This is a genomic window from Yoonia rosea (assembly GCF_900156505.1).
Taxonomy (GTDB): Bacteria; Pseudomonadota; Alphaproteobacteria; order Rhodobacterales; family Rhodobacteraceae; genus Yoonia; species Yoonia rosea.
Map to the genome: position 1 here is coordinate 49,707 of NZ_FTPR01000002.1, position 15,115 is coordinate 64,821.

A 15,115-nucleotide genomic window follows, 5' to 3' on the forward strand; every position below is an offset into this window, starting at 1 on the left:
CCCAAAAAATGGCATAATTATCATCTATGCCACGATCTAACTGCTCTAGGAATGTGATAGCAGCAGACGCATACGACTTTACGAGTGATTCCAGTTTACGAGTGATTCCAGATGGCCTTGACCCAAGAACAAAATCTGTCTTCCGTCCCAACTGGTTTTTTGACGACAGGCATGTTCTGGCTGGTTCTCTTCCTCATTGCCGGGCTGGTGTTCTTTCATGAGGGGTTCAATGCCTTGCTGGCTGCATGGGAACTTCCCGAGTATAGCCACGGTCCACTGATCCCGGTCTTGTCGCTCTTGCTTTTTCTGCGGCAGCTAAAAGATGTGCCTGTCAACCTTGCGCCGGTCACAGACCGTGGGCCGGGTATTGCACTCATGCTCGTAGCAATGACGCTTGGCGCACTTGGCAAGCTAAGCCAGATCAACGAAGTCGTTACCTATGCGATCATTCTTTGGGTTGGTGCGCTTTTGCTGATTTCATGGGGGTGGCAGCAGGGCAAGCAATTCTGGCCACCTGTGCTGCATCTGGTCTATATGCTGCCGCTACCGGGCGTCATCTATTACAAAATTTCGACCTCGCTTCAGGTGTTCTCGTCCGAGTTGGGCGTCTGGATGCTGCAATTGCTAAGTGTTCCCGTCTTTCTGGAAGGCAACATCATTGATCTGGGGGTCTATAAGCTCCACGTCGCCGAGGCCTGCTCTGGGCTGCGCTACCTGTTCCCTATCATGTCATTTTCCTATGTCTTTGCGGTGCTGTTCAAAGGGTCGGTCTGGCACAAGGCGGTCCTGCTGCTCGCGGCAGTCCCGATCACGATCGTGATGAATTCGGTCCGGATCGCGTTTGCGGGGTGGCTGGTGAACTATGTTGGCCTCGACTACCTTGAAGGCTTCACACATTTCTTCGAAGGCTGGATCATTTTCATGATCTGCGTGGTCCTGCTTTTCTTACTTGCGTGGGTCATGTTGCGCTTTTCGGGCTCACGACTGGGCCTTGTTGACGCGCTCGACCTCGATACCTCCGGCTGGGCCTCACAGGTTGCCCGTATTCGCTTCATCGCGCCTTCACGCGCCCTGATCTTCTCGGCCCTCTTGCTTGGCGCGGGGGCCATTGCATGGGAGATACGACCACAAACCGCAACGACCACCGTTGATCGTGAACCCTTTACCGTCTTCCCCGCGCGTTTGGGCGCATGGGACGGCGATATCCCGGAAGTGCTTGCGCCCGATGTCGCCGAGAATTTAGCGGCGGATGATTACCTGTCAGTCCATTTCACCCACAGCGCCCGGACCGCGCCTGTGCAACTCTTCATCGCGTGGTATGACGATCAAACCCAAGGCGGAATCCATTCGCCCGAGATATGCTTGCCCGGCGCCGGTTGGGAGATCGCAAAACTGGACCGCATAGATATCGCGCCACAAATGGGCCTTGCCGCGCCCTACAACCTCAACCGCGCTGTCATTCAAAGAGACCAAACGCGGATGCTGGTCTATTACTGGTTTGAACAACACGGACGGCACACCGCGTGGGACTTTGCTGCGAAGATGTATTTACTGTGGGACAGCATCACCATCGGCCGGACGGACGGTGCGTTGGTGCGCCTGACAACCCCGATCATGTCGGGCGAAACCGAGGCAGACGCAGAAGCCCGCCTGCAAGACATGTTCCGTGAAACAGTTGACATATTACCGCGATTTGTACCGGGATTGGACGCCTAGCCGCCGCAACACATCAAGACGCGCAAAGAGAGCACAGCCCAGCACAATAACGGCATGATTGGGCGCAGTTCGGATCTGGCATTGCGACTCAGAGTGCGCTTTTGAAAATGTCAGGGGCTTCAGCATATTTGTTTCGCCTTGCGCCACAATGCGCACTCCAAACACTAATTGTTGTAAAAAAGTACCTTCCCAAATGCTAGCCGCACGCAAAGATGGGCGAAATTGCCATATTTCACTACTTTCTCCTTGCACCCGCCCACCCAGGAGGCGCTATAGTGTTAACGATAAGTTAATTAGTATCGTCGCAGTTTTTGACGGTTAATGGTGGATCAAATGTTCAAGAAATTTTTCGCAGGCGTTATTACAGCAGTTGCACTCACAGCAACGGCGGCAAGTGCGGCAACGCTGAGCCTGCACGGTACAGGCCAGACGCATGTTGTCACGAACAACGACGTTTTGGGCTCTTTGAATAACACAACAATCGACATGATTGATGGGTCGCGCAAGAACGCATCAAACGGTCTTTTCCTCGATATTGTGAGTGGTATGGCGCAAATCACATACACTTACCTTGGCGCCGAAGCCGGCAACAGCAACTATGCTGCTGTCATGGGGACAGAAGTATTTGATAACCGCGGCCCCACTTACACCGCGACAAATGCAACCGTGACCGTCACGCAGGCCGTGAGCGGTTTCCTCGACTTTGCATTCGGAACCTACGCCCCGACTTGGGCGACGGGTTTGTTCAACAACGATGGCGTCGCCGATGAGGCAACGCGCCATTATGCAATGGGCTTTGTGGCGATCAGTGCGAATGCCTTCTATGTGCTTTTTGACGATATCGCACGCGGTGACCGCGACTTTGACGATATCGTGGTGCGCATTGATGTGGCTGCGGTCCCACTGCCCGCAGGCAGCTTGCTCTTGCTGTCGGCACTTGGTGGCGCATTGGTGCTGCGCCGGCGCAAAACCGTCGCTGCCTAGGTACACGCATACAATTCGAAAAGAAAAAGCCGGCTCTCTGCCGGCTTTTTTGTTGTTCTGATCCAAAGCGACTGGATTAGTAATAGGCACCGGCACTGCCGGACTCTTTGTCCAAATAGCGGCACTTGTTAAGCAAAACACCCATTACATTTGTCTGCGATGCCAGATCACGCTCACAGACGTCGATTTCACCGATCGAGGTGGACTCGGCGGCAGCGATCAAAAGCACGCAATCGACCTGACCCATAAAGGCCATCGTGTCATCGCTGCTTAACATCGGCGGCATATCAAAGATTGTCAGGTCCGGTGCGAACTGCTCTTCGATATCGGCCAAAGCGCGACCCACCGTTGAACTCTGCAAAAGCTCCGCAGGATTGCGCGTGCGTGTGTAATTCAGACCAAAGGCCAAGTTGGGCCGCGGGCGTTTCGCGATGTCGGAAAACGCGGCCTGGCCACCCAGGACAGTCGAAAAACCGGTCTCGCCGGACAGGCCAAAGATAGACGCCATCGACGGACGCCGCATGTCCATTTCAGCGACAACAGTGAATATCTCGGGCTGTTTTGCCAGCGAAAAGGCAAGGTTCATCGAGACTGTCGTTTTCCCGCAGTCTGCGCTGGGTGACGTAATCGCAAGGCGGCGCCATCCATTGATCCGCATCTCCTGCAACACCTTGGTACGCAGCTTGTCAAAAGCCATGACACCCTGATCCGATTGCGGCCCTGTCTCGAACGTCACGACGCGATGTTTTGCCATTTGCTTGGCCGGTGGCGCAAAAGTGGCAAGCGGTTGCCAGATTGCGGCACGGTCAGCCATAGCGACATCATGCTCTTTGTTAAGGGCCCGGCGCCTGCTGGCGATATAGGATTGCCGTTGGCTCGTCTTCGCGTTGCCGGTGATTTCCTCGCGGGCAGCGCGTGCTTTGGCGATTGCGGCTTGTATCTTGTCCATATCGTCTCGCCCTACCCTTATTCCAAACCGACGCGGCGCAGCATTTCGTCAAAGATCGGCTGCAGCGGCTGGATATTCTCGTCAATGTACCAAACCGCCGCAGGAACACCCAAAAAGACCACAGCCAAAGCCGCAAGGACAAGAAGCCGCCGCCGCCAAATCTGACCGCGGGTCCGGATGTATGGCATCGTCATGAAGGGCGTGATTTTCAAACCATCCACAATATCAGCTGGGCGTCGCACGGCAGTGTTCAAAAGCTCGAGCAAGACAATTAATCCAAACCCCATCCCAAGACCTGCTGCAACGCCCGTCGCCGCTATCAAACGTCTGTTTGGTCGTGTCGGGCTTGTTGGCGGAATAGCTTGTTCAATAACTGTGATGCGCTGCCCTTTGGACAAAGCCTCGATTGTATCGCCCACTTCTGCAATCGCACGGTTTTGTACGGCGCGGTCATATTGTGTCCGCAGGTTCTCAAAGTTCCGCTCAAGCGTTGCCAGCGTAAGCGCATTTCCGGGTGTCGCAGCGATAGACGCCGACAGCTCATCCAGATTCTGCTCAATAAGTGCCTTTTGCTCGTCAATAAAGGCGATCTGGCCCTCAAGATCTGCTAGCTGCAAAGCAAACGGGGTCAATGGCGCGCCTTCGGTATCAAGTGTTCCGTTACTCGCAGCGGCCTGTTGGGCGGCGACAATTCTTTCCAATGCAGCGACCTGTGCCTGCAAAATTCCGATGCGTGGATTGTCAGGCGAAAGCAGTGCCGAGGCACGCGTCAATTCATCCAGCAAATCCTGTAGTTCCGCCTCCTCAGGGGTGCGCGCAGCGACGCCAAGCAGGCCGACTTCTCCGGTCTGTTCAAAAAGTTGCACGAGGCGGTCGCGACGTTCACGCAATTGTATCCGTTCACGATCAAGCTCCAGAATGCGCTCCGCCGCTGCTGCTTGCTGTGACCTGCGAAACTCGAGGCTATCCGGCAACGCTTCCAGATTGGCCTCTTGGAACGCAAGAATTTGGCCGCGCATCTGGGACAGTTCCTGCTCCAGCTGCTCTGTCTCTTGCGCGAAGAAGTCCAGCGTTTGTCCCGAGACCGTCGTGCGCATCTCGATGTTCTCTTGCAGAATCAAAGTGACGATTTCGTTGACCACCGCAGCCGCGCGATCTGGCAGCGGATCGTCGAAGCTGACCCTTACGATAATCGCTGCCGACCGACCGCCAAGGTCAACGTTGATCCGCGCGCTCATGTCCTCCACTTTTTCATCAGGACGCAAACGGTCTTCGGTGGCATCGGTTTCGGTGTAAACCCCAAGGCGGTTGGCCATGTCGAGCAGGTTATCCCGCGTGAAAATACGCTGCTGGATAATTTGCAACTGTTCGGCGGCATCAGTGCGCACGGTAGATGCGGCAAGTTCATCTGGGATCTGCTGGGATTCAACAACCAAACGGGCTTCGGCCACGTAAATCGGTTTCTGGGTCAGCGCCACCGTCAGCCCTGCTGCTGTCCCAAGGGCCAGCAGGATCAGGACATATGGAAAGCGCCTCCAAAAGACTGCCAGATAAAATTTAAGATCCATCGTTTACCATTCACATGCGAGGTCGGGCTCAAGAAACTGCTAACTCGCGGACACCCCACCGCCGAAAAAGACACCATCGTTAAGCACTTGTTTCACGATAGTTTCGTTCACCTTATGTTTGTCGTCTGTATACGCATAAAGTAGCGAAAAGTCACAGAGTTGGTTAATCAGTCGCGGCACGCCACGGGTCTCGGTATAGATTCGCTTGCATGCGCCGGGGCTAAAGATCTCGTCCTTGGCGCCGGCAACTTTCAGGCGGTGATGAATGTATTCCGCGACGGTCTCGGCGTCGAGTGTGGGCAGATGGAAGCTTGAGGCGACCCGCTGCGCGAATTGCGTCAGATTGGGATGGCGGACATTTTCGCGCAACTCGGGTTGGCCAACCAGGACAAGCTGCAACAACTCATCCTTGTTGGCGTTGATATTCGTGAACATCCGCAATTCTTCAAGTGACTCGCGGTTGAGGTTTTGCGCCTCGTCAAAAATCAGGGCAACGCGATGACCTTTGGCATAAGTCGCAATCAGGAATTCCTCAAACTGGCCGAAGAGCGTGACATAGTCAGCCCCTGGTGGCACCGGCTGATCAAGCGATTGCAGAACCCAGCGCAATAGCTCGTCCCGCGTGCCATGTGCGTTTGAGATCAGACCAACCACAAGCTCGTCATCGATCGACTTCAGCAAGTGATGCAAAAGCGTGGTCTTACCGGCACCAACCTCGCCCGTTATCAGCGTGATCGGCGCACGGGTCACAAGACCGAACTCGAACATCGCATAGGCCCGCTCATGCGCAGGTGACCAATAGATAAAGTCAGGGTCCGGCACCAAGCTAAAAGGGCGTTCGCTCAACCCGAAATGGTTAAGGTAGATACTGATGGCTTGGTTCATTCAGACCCCGAAACACAGTCACTCTCGTTCCAACTACATCCGAAACAAACACGATTCGGCACTCGATGATGTCTAAAGGAAAAGCGGTTTTCAGACCACCAGAACCCTCAAACTTTGGCAAACTGCCCTAAGGTAAGGCGATTCTATAGACTCATTGGTTCGCATGTCGAAACAATGATGATGCTTTTATAAAACCACTGGTTAGATTGTGAACACACTACCGCCAACTATGGCGAAAAACGTTCTTTTTTACCTTCGAAATCTAAAGGACCGGTTCACGTGATCATTGTTTAATGATATATTAACTTTTGCCAGTGCACCGCAGGGCGACTAGTTTTTTTCGGTCATCCGGTGCTGCAGAATTTGTTGTTATTTCTGGCGAGTAAATTTGGTTAACGAGTGAGCAATTACATGTCGACAGATTATTCTGACGCGAGAAAACATACGAATTCAAGACTGATCGGACCGTCGCTTCCGATCAAGGGGCCTTATGAGCTTGGGCTGAAGCGCATCTTTGATGTGTTGTGCGTCGTCGCATCAATTCCTTTTATCCTACCACTTATTGGTGTGCTCGCGCTGGTGGTAAAGCGGGATGGGGGCCCCGCCTTCTATCGGCAGGATCGCGTAGGGAGGAATGGCCGCTTCTATCGTATCTGGAAATTGCGCACGATGGTGGTGAACGCAGACTCCAAACTGCAAGATCACCTGTCAAAGAGCCCTGAAGCCGCTGCAGAATGGACACTGACACAGAAACTCAAGCGCGATCCACGGATTACGAAAATCGGGGCGCTCTTGCGCAAAAGCTCGATTGATGAACTGCCCCAGCTGTGGAACGTCCTGATCGGCGACATGAGCCTTGTCGGCCCGCGTCCGATGCTGCCTGAGCAACAGACACTCTATCCTGGCCTTGCTTATTACTCCCAACGCCCGGGCATTACCGGCAGCTGGCAGGTATCCGAGCGCAACGAATGTACTTTTGCGGACCGTGCGCGCTTTGACACCGCCTATATCGCCAATATGTCCTTTGCGAATGACGTGAAGCTGTTGTTGGCGACCGTTCGTGTTGTGGTAAAAGGGACCGGATATTAATCCAAGGTCTTTACGTGAGGCCGGTACACTAGGTAACTCATGCCACATTTTCTGCGCGTTTGTCTGATTTGCCTAAGTATGGCTGCGCTTTCAGCCTGCAAAACAAACGAAGAAAAGGCTGACGCGTTTTACCAGTCCGGGCTTGAGCTGCTTGAGGCCGGAGACATGGACCGCGCGGCGATCCAGTTCCTGAATGTCTTTCAACATGACGGGTTCCATGAAGACGCGCGGCGCAAGCTGGCCGAAATACGCCTTGAACAAGGGGATATCGGCGCAGCTTATAGCCAGTACCTGCGGCTGATCGAACAATACCCCGATACCGCAGACGTCCGCATCATACTGGCCAGAACGGCCATTGATATCAGCAACTGGAACGAGGCGCGTCGTCATGGTCAGGCCGCTATCGCTCTTGCACCGGATAACGCGGCCGCGCAGGCAGTTGCTGTGGCACTTGCCTACCGCGACGCGACGCAAATCAATGACACCACAGCGCTTGCACAGGCCGCAACCCGCGCGCGGGCGCTGTTGGATGCAAGCCCAGACGATGAGGTTGCGCGACGTGTCGTGATCGACAACCTGATGCGCAGTGACACACCAAGCGACGCCTTGCCGGAAATTGACCATGCGCTCGCACGTGACCCCGAGAGCTATGCCTATCATACAGCCCGCCTGCAGGTTTTGACGCAGATCGATGACATGCCGAATATTGGCCAGCAGCTCAGGCGGATGGTGGCGCTGTTTCCCGATGATCCCAATCTGAAGCAAGCCCTCATTGGTTGGTACTTTGTGCAGGACGATCTGGCAGGCGCGGAAGGGTACCTGCGTGAACTCGCGGGTGTGGATACCGCCCGGATTGACGGCCATATCGCTGTCGTCCGGTTCTTGCAGAACACACAAGGCCCAGATGTTGCACGGCAAGAGCTTGACCGCCTCGCCGCTGCCAATGCGGGTACTCCGAACGCAGATGTCTATATCACACTCGCTGCAGCGCTCGGTTTTGAAGCAGGCGACAGGGACGCGGCCATCGCGACCTTTGAGGCTGTGCTTTCAGATGCTGCGCCCTCGGACCAGACGCGGCAGATCCGCAATACTTACGCCCGCCTACTTATCGCGACAGGTGATGAGGCCGCCGCCCGCGCGCAGGTGGACATGATCCTTTCGGAAGATGAAACGAACGTCGATGCGCTGAAGCTGCATGCCACATGGCTCATTGCGGATGATCGCGCCGGTGAAGCGGTCCTCGCTTTGCGTCAGGCCCTGAGCCAGCAACCGCGCGACGCGGAAACACTGACATTGATGGCGCAGGCCCACCAGCGTGAGGGCAATCGCGCCCTTGCCGGCGAACGACTTGCTTTGGCGGTCGATGTCACAAATAGCGCGCCGGATGAGGCGATCCGCTATGCCAACTTCCTGCTTGAAGACGGACGGACAGCCGCCGCGCGTTCGGTCCTGACGGATGCACGCGCCGCAAATCCGAACAACGTTGCCGTGATGACGAGTCTGGCCGGTATCCTGCTTGGCGAAGGTGCCTGGATCGAAGCGCAAAGCATTGCCACGACGCTAAGGGCCATTCAAACTGCAGCAGCGCAGAAAGCCGCGACATCGCTGCAAGCCGCGCTTTTGCTCGGCCAGAACAGAATTGAAGACAGCCTTGCCTTTCTCCAAGCCGAGATAGAGCAGGGGAACGGGGATGTTGAAGCCGTCACACAACTGGTGCAGATCCATCTTCTCGCCGGCAACCTTGCCTCAGCACGCAGCACACTCAATGAGGCTTTGACCCGTTTTCCCGAAGACGACAGACTACAAATGCTAAGCGCCAGCTTATTCGCGATGGACAGCGATTTCGAAACCTCCGAAGCGGCATTCCGCCGGATAATCGCCGCCTCGCCGCAATCCGAGGCCCCGTTCCTGCGTCTCTACAACCTTCTTGTCGCGACAGACCAACCCGCGAAAGCAGATGCTGTGCTCGAGGCTGGTCTTGATGCGCTTCCAAACTCGCTCAATCTGCGCTGGCTCAGCGCCACGCGGTATGAGGAACGTGGAGACATTGATGCCGCCATCGCGATCTATGAAGAGATGTATGCGGCAAACTCGGATGCGGTGGTCATCGCCAATAATCTTGCATCCTTGATCGCAACCCATAAGAAAGACGACGCCAGCCTCGCCCGGGCTGCCGCGATCGCGAAACGCTTGCGTGATCTTGAGGTACCGGCGTTTCAGGACACCTATGGCTGGATTGCTTATCGTCAGGGCAATCCGGAAGAGGCCCTGACCCATCTTGCACCGGCCGCAGCCGGTTTGCCCGATGATCCGCTAGTCCAATACCATCTTGGCATGGTCTACGCAGATCTGGGACAAACCGAAAACGCGACAACCCATTTGCGGCGCGCATTAATGCTTGCTGGTGATCAGTCCCTTCCCCAGTTCGATATTGCCCGCACAAAACTGAACGAATTCGGTCAATAGCGCAAAAATCGCCGTTTTACGATGTTTTCCGGTGTTTTTACGTTGGGGAATTGACCTGCATAGGTTAACCTTTTCCAAGAGCGGGAGTGTGTTGCCCGCGTCATTGTACTGTAAAAAGAGGCCGCGTTATGTCCCGTATTGTTACCCTTCTTGGGTCGCTTCTGACCCTGATGCTATTTTCCACGATCACACTTGCGCAGGAATACAGGGTACAGCCCGGTGATACCCTGCGTATTGAAGTGGCCGAAGATGCCAGTTTGAACCGCGTGGTGCTGGTGGCACCTGACGGACGTATCGCACTGCCCGGCACGGGGAACGTTCGCGCAAGCGGGCTTACGACAGCACAAATCCAATCCGCTTTGACCAGCCGTTTGGCCGCAAGTTTTGTCAGCCCTCCAAACGTTTTTGTGGGCATTGAAGGGCTCGCACCCGAACGTGAGCCGCGGACAATCGGTATCTTTGTTGTCGGTGAAGGTGCGACTGTTGGCCGGATCGAGATTGAGCCGGGCACAAACCTGATGCAGGCGATCGCCCAGTTCGGCGGCTTTACAAACTTTGCTGCGGTCAAACGCATCCAGTTGCGCCGCGGCAGTGACGTCTACACGATCAACTACAACAGCATCCTTGATGGCAGCAGCGAAAACGGTGCCGTCCGGATGCGCGATGGTGACGTCATCGTCATTCCGCAACGCAAACTGTTCGAGTAAGAACCCAGACCCCTAGCTTCCGCTTGGGGGCGGATAAATATGAAACCTGTAGTCAGCCTTGCTTTCTTGACCTGCCTTTGTCCTCTTGCGGCGTCCGCGCAAGAGGCCGAACCCGGCGGTGTGTTCTTCACATTTGGCTTGGGTCAGACCTTTGTCGGTTCAACCGACCGTGACCTTGAAACGACAGAGGCCGAAGACGGGTTCGAGAGCGTGACCGACCTCAGCTTTGGGGTGGTGACGGAAACACGCGAACAACGCCTGTCGTTCGATTTGGACACTGCATTCAGCTTGACCGAAGATGAATTCGCAGATGAGGGTATCGTGGCGCGTTTGGCCTACAACCGAAACAGCGCTGATGCCTCTTTCGATTTCGCCCTCGAGGGACGGCGCGAAGATATTGCGTTCCTGCGCGACGCCACAGACTTTATCAATGATGATGGTGTGATCGTCCTGCCGGATGATTTTGATGATCTGACCGGGACCGGCTTCCGCAATCAAACAACGGTTTCGGTTGCGCTGACATGGGGCGATACCGCCCCGGTGGGCTACAGCCTGAGCGGCAGTCAGACAAGACTCCGCTACGAAGATGCAAGCGCCGCACTGTTGGACAATGACACCAGCACGATTGCACTTGGAATGCGCCTGAACATCAATGAAGTCGTCACAAGCAATATCGGGCTGTCCTATACACAGTCGGAAGACACCGGCGAACCAGCGACAGACACCACAACGCTGTCCGGCGCACTGACCTTTGCGCGCCCGCTCGGGGCACTGACAACAGGTATCAGCATGTCGCGTGATGAAGAGGATGAGACCTTCTGGGCTGCCACAGTCGCCCGTGATTATGCATTGCCCAATGGCAGCCTGCGGGGCGAACTAGGCGCCGTTGAAGATGAATTTGGTGATATACGCCTGACCGGGGGAATTGCCTTCAGCTATCCGCTGCCCGCTGCCGAGATTACCCTCAGTGCAGACCACAGCCTTGCCCCGGGTGACGACCGCGCCACAACGACGTTCAGCGCCAATTATCTTCAGGAACTCAGCCCCGTCAGTAGCATGCAGGTTGGTTTTGATTTTGGCCAAACAAGCGATCCTGACGGAGGCGATGTCCTTGCCACTGGTAGCCTTTCGGCAAGCTATGGTTACAGCATCAACGCGTTTTGGCAGGTCAACGTCGGTGCAAGCTTTGATTTCCGCGAAGATGCAGGTGTGGCGACTGACAGCACGTCAGTCTTCTTGGCGCTTGATCGGCAATTTTCCTTCCAGCCATAACACCCTTATCGGCTGATTTCTGCCCTTTCCAGGACAGCAGAGGCAGTGCGCTTGGCAAGATCAATCTGCATCCTATATCTTCGCAAGAACCAAAGCGTGCTTAGAAGCTGGGCAACACGAAGTTAATGAAATATTAGTATTTGCCCTGCAAGCTCGTCAGAATTGGAACAAAGTTTTGACACTAAGCCAGCCTAGGTTGGTGGGATAGCAGCGCGAGAATACCGCCAAGCAGAAAAGAGCCGTTGATGTTCATCTTGTATATCATACTGGGAATAGCCTTAGGGATGGTTGCAGCGACTGTTGCATTGCTCTCGGGTGCTGGCATTTTTCTGGCAATTCTGGCGTATATCGTCGGCGGAATGATCGGTTTTGTTGCTGGTCTTCTATGGGTACATGTCCCGCGGCAAGAATGCGCGGAAAAGCATGCAGCGGCACAACGCAGCTAACTGATTTTCTGTTTTGCATTAACGTGTACGACGCGACCACGCGAACACTGGGCAACTCGATTTTACCAGCTTTTTGCTTCACACCCGCCCCGCTACCTGCGGCAGCGGACAGTCCGCTACGTCTCTAGCGGACGCGCCTCATCCACCAGCATGACAGGTATCCCGTTGCGGATCGGGAATGCGACCTTGCCAGCCTCGCTAACAAGCTCCTGCTTGTCCGCGTCATAGCGCAGCGTCCCTTGTGTCAACGGGCATACCAGCGCCTCGAGCATTTTGGGGTCGAATGCTGTCCCACTCATTGCATCACCTCTTCACCTGATCCGCCACGCAGTGCGAATTCGATCAACGTCATGAGCGTTTCGCGCCGTGTGGTCAAGGACGGTGCCTCAAGCAGGGCTTGTTTGTCCTCGGGTGCAAAGGGACAAAGCATTGAAAGTGAATTGATCAACAACTCGTCTTCCGCCTCTCCCAGACTTTCCCAATCGGTCGATAGGCCCTGATCCACAAGATAACGGCCCAACGCCTCCATAAAGGCCTCACGGTCGAAACTGTCGTCGCGCTCAACCGGCCCAAGATCGCGGTCAAATCCCTGCCAGCTGACGTTGCAGCGGCGGTAGGGCGTGAACCCTTCGACTTCCTGCGTAATCCGGAATCGCGACATGCCTGCGAGGGTAATCATATAGCGACCGTCCTCGGTCTCGGAGAACGCCATCACACGGCCAGCGCAGCCAATGCTATGCAGCTTCCCGCCTTTGCCGGGCGCATCATACGGCTGCACCATCCCTATCAAGCGCGATGGCGTTTTCAGCACATCATCCAGCATGGCAAGATAACGGGGTTCAAACAAATGCAACGGCAGACGCGCGCGCGGCAAAAGCAATGCCCCCGGCAGCGGAAAGACGGGAATTGTGTCAGGCAGATCATATGATGATGTCATGACCATCAATCTAGGCCGAAGCCGTGGTCAGGCAAATATCATCGAAGAAAGTTTTCGCCGCCCGTTCAGTACAATCGGATCTTTGGCATCATGCGCATCGAAAATCTTGAACAGCTGGGCCTTGGCCGCACCGTCATTCCATTCCCGGTCACGGCGAAACAGTTCCAGCAGCGTATTCACGGCCTCTTCCACCTGACCGCTGGCATGCAGCGCCGTTGCCAGATCGAAACGTGCCTGATGGTTGTCGGGTTCCGCCTCAACCGCCGCCTGCAATTCCGCCACAGGCCCTGCATTCGCAGCCTCGCGCGCCAGCATGATCTGCGCATGAACGGCTTCTAGCAGCGGATCGGTAGAGATTTCGGCAGGTGCGCCATTCAGGATCGCCTCGGCCTGATCAACGTCTTCCATCGCCAGATAGGCGCGCACTAGACCTGCGTAAGCAGGCGCATTGTTCGGCTCTTCCTGCAGGATCGCGGCAAAGGTCTCGGCTGCATCGGTTGCCGCACCTTCCGCCAACATCTGCTCTGCGGCCTCGATGGCCGCACTCAGGCCCTCTGCCTCGGGATCACCGGCAAGCGCTGCGATCTTGTCGACAAAGGCGTTGATCTCGGAGGGCGGCAAAGCGCCTTGAAACCCGTCAACAGGACGGCCCTGATAGAAGGCATAAACCGTCGGGATCGACTGCACTTGCAACTGGCCCGCATAGGCCTGATGCGCGTCCACGTCGATTTTCACAAGCTTGACCCGCCCTTTGGCATTGGTCACCGCCGCTTCAATCGCGGGGCCCAGCGTCTTGCACGGGCCGCACCATGGCGCCCAGAAGTCCACAATCACCGGCACGGTCTGCGATGCTTCGATCACGTCCTTGGCAAAGCTTGCGTCGGTTCCGTCCTTGATCAGATCAGCGGGGGCACCTGCATTTGCATTTGCGTCCAATTCCAGCATGGCCTGTCTCCTTCAACTTTCTGTTAGCCCCTATATGTGCGCTCGGCGCCATAAGTCCAAGGGGCAATGCCGCTTTACCAAACCAAGCACTGCGCTTAGCTTGGCGATATGACAAAAACCATCCTTACGTTCGGCGATAGCAACACCTACGGCACGCCTCCGGCGCATGCGCGGGGTGAGAACCGGCGCTTCGGGCCCGAGACCCGATGGCCCACGGTGATGCTCTCCGAGCTCGGGGAAGGCTGGGCGCTGATCGAAGACGGCCTGCCCGGACGCACGACCAGCCGCGCAGACCCTGTGATGGGCGCGCATATGGATGGGCAGCTGGGGCTGCGGATCGCATTGGAAAGCCAGGGACCGATTGATCTGTTGACCATCATGCTGGGTACGAATGACCTTAAAACTCATCACGGCGCAAGCGTGGATCAGGTAGTCGCGGGGCTCGCAGGGCTGGTTGGTATCGCCCGCTCCGAGCCATACCAGACGCGACATAACGGCTTTGACATTCTGCTGATCGCCCCGGCGGTCGTACTCGAACAAGGAACATATCGTGACGGGCTCTTGGGTGCGCAGACGAAATCCCGCGACCTGCCCTTTGCGATTGCACAACTGGCCGATCACTGGGGGCTGCCGTTTCTGGATGCGGGCATGCATATCAGGCCCAGTCCTGTTGACGGGCTGCATTTCGAAGCACAGGACCACATCACGCTGGGGCGTGCGATAGCCGCGAAAGTCGCAAGCCTGTGACGCATCCGAAACTTGGCGCCATTGCCGTTGTGCAGCACGAAGGCCGGTTCCTTTTGGTGCAACGCAAAAAGGAACCCAACGCCAATACATGGGGGTTTCCGGGTGGCCATGTGGAACTGGGCGAAACAGCGCGCGACGCCGCTGTGCGTGAACTGGCCGAGGAAACCGGCGTCGTCGCGACCGCACAGGGTTACCTGACCAACCTCGATGTCATCACACGCGACGCGGACGGTGTGGTGCTGTTCCACTACCTCCTGGCGGTGGTGGTCTGTACCTATGAACATGGCACGCCATGTGCGGCCGATGATGCTCTTGATGCAGGCTGGTTTACAGCGGATCAGGCGAAGGCTCTCCCACAAAGCCCGAACCTGCAATACGTAATCGACCTGTGCTGCAGGTAAGGT

At 55.9% G+C, this 15,115-nt stretch carries 14 protein-coding genes; 8 read left to right on the forward strand and 6 right to left on the reverse strand.

The genetic code is table 11. The features are described 5' to 3' along the window. The first annotated feature begins 171 nt into the window (after positions 1 to 171). Positions 172 to 1,716: a VPLPA-CTERM-specific exosortase XrtD gene (gene xrtD / locus B0B09_RS11485; protein WP_242654412.1), complete on the forward strand. Its 1,545-nt coding sequence runs from the start codon at positions 172 to 174 to the stop codon at positions 1,714 to 1,716. 333 nt (positions 1,717 to 2,049) lie between these two features. After that, positions 2,050 to 2,700 carry a VPLPA-CTERM sorting domain-containing protein gene (locus tag B0B09_RS11490; protein WP_076659946.1) on the forward strand — a complete coding sequence of 217 codons (651 nt, stop codon included), beginning with the start codon at positions 2,050 to 2,052 and terminating at the stop codon, positions 2,698 to 2,700. A 76-nt stretch (positions 2,701 to 2,776) separates the two neighbouring features. On the opposite strand, the gene B0B09_RS11495 is transcribed toward B0B09_RS11490, so the two are convergent. Genes B0B09_RS11495 through B0B09_RS11505 form a run of 3 tightly spaced genes read right to left on the reverse strand, consistent with a single transcriptional unit; the run spans position 2,777 to position 6,102 of the window. Beyond that, the gene (locus tag B0B09_RS11495) at positions 2,777 to 3,649 is read right to left on the reverse strand and encodes a CpsD/CapB family tyrosine-protein kinase (protein WP_055294841.1); all 873 of its coding nucleotides are present in this window, start codon (positions 3,647 to 3,649) and stop codon (positions 2,777 to 2,779) included. A gap of 17 nt (positions 3,650 to 3,666) precedes the next feature. Beyond that, positions 3,667 to 5,217 carry a GumC family protein gene (locus B0B09_RS11500; protein WP_055294843.1) on the reverse strand — a complete coding sequence of 517 codons (1,551 nt, stop codon included), beginning with the start codon at positions 5,215 to 5,217 and terminating at the stop codon, positions 3,667 to 3,669. Positions 5,218 to 5,256: 39 nt separating this feature from the next. Further along, entirely contained in the window at positions 5,257 to 6,102 is an 846-nt protein-coding gene (locus tag B0B09_RS11505; protein ID WP_076659947.1) for an ExeA family protein, read from the reverse strand. 411 nt (positions 6,103 to 6,513) lie between these two features. Here B0B09_RS11505 and B0B09_RS11510 point away from each other — a divergent pair, with 411 nt between their 5' ends. The 4 genes from B0B09_RS11510 (at position 6,514) to B0B09_RS11525 (ending at position 11,636) form a co-directional block, all read left to right on the forward strand. Continuing rightward, positions 6,514 to 7,191 (forward strand): sugar transferase, encoded by a 678-nt coding sequence (locus B0B09_RS11510; RefSeq protein ID WP_076659948.1) that lies wholly within the window; start codon positions 6,514 to 6,516, stop codon positions 7,189 to 7,191. Between the two features lie 78 nt (positions 7,192 to 7,269). Beyond that, on the forward strand, positions 7,270 to 9,657 hold the full coding sequence (locus tag B0B09_RS11515) for a tetratricopeptide repeat protein (RefSeq protein WP_165689328.1): 2,388 nt from the start codon (positions 7,270 to 7,272) through the stop codon (positions 9,655 to 9,657). A gap of 128 nt (positions 9,658 to 9,785) precedes the next feature. Next, the gene (locus B0B09_RS11520) at positions 9,786 to 10,364 is read left to right on the forward strand and encodes a polysaccharide biosynthesis/export family protein (RefSeq protein WP_055294851.1); all 579 of its coding nucleotides are present in this window, start codon (positions 9,786 to 9,788) and stop codon (positions 10,362 to 10,364) included. 39 nt (positions 10,365 to 10,403) lie between these two features. Beyond that, positions 10,404 to 11,636: a fimbria/pilus outer membrane usher protein gene (locus tag B0B09_RS11525; RefSeq protein WP_076659950.1), complete on the forward strand. Its 1,233-nt coding sequence runs from the start codon at positions 10,404 to 10,406 to the stop codon at positions 11,634 to 11,636. A 562-nt stretch (positions 11,637 to 12,198) separates the two neighbouring features. Here the strand turns inward: B0B09_RS11525 and B0B09_RS11535 are convergent. The 3 genes from B0B09_RS11535 to B0B09_RS11545 are packed head-to-tail and all read right to left on the reverse strand — an operon-like array spanning position 12,199 to position 13,964. After that, entirely contained in the window at positions 12,199 to 12,381 is a 183-nt protein-coding gene (locus tag B0B09_RS11535) for a Trm112 family protein (RefSeq protein ID WP_055294857.1), read from the reverse strand. Next, entirely contained in the window at positions 12,378 to 13,019 is a 642-nt protein-coding gene (locus B0B09_RS11540) for an LON peptidase substrate-binding domain-containing protein (protein WP_076660643.1), read from the reverse strand. The genes B0B09_RS11535 and B0B09_RS11540 overlap by 4 nt, the downstream gene beginning before the upstream one ends. Before the next feature lie 27 nt (positions 13,020 to 13,046). Then, a complete protein-coding gene (locus B0B09_RS11545) occupies positions 13,047 to 13,964 on the reverse strand; it encodes a thioredoxin family protein (protein ID WP_076659951.1) in 918 nt (305 codons plus the stop codon). A 108-nt stretch (positions 13,965 to 14,072) separates the two neighbouring features. On the opposite strand from B0B09_RS11545, the gene B0B09_RS11550 reads away from it, so the two are divergent. Both B0B09_RS11550 and B0B09_RS11555 read left to right on the forward strand, forming a co-directional pair. Then, complete coding sequence (locus B0B09_RS11550; protein WP_076659952.1) at positions 14,073 to 14,711, forward strand: GDSL-type esterase/lipase family protein; 639 nt, start codon at positions 14,073 to 14,075, stop codon at positions 14,709 to 14,711. Further along, complete coding sequence (locus B0B09_RS11555; RefSeq protein WP_076659953.1) at positions 14,708 to 15,112, forward strand: NUDIX hydrolase; 405 nt, start codon at positions 14,708 to 14,710, stop codon at positions 15,110 to 15,112. The genes B0B09_RS11550 and B0B09_RS11555 overlap by 4 nt, the downstream gene beginning before the upstream one ends. The last annotated feature ends 3 nt before the right edge of the window (positions 15,113 to 15,115 follow it).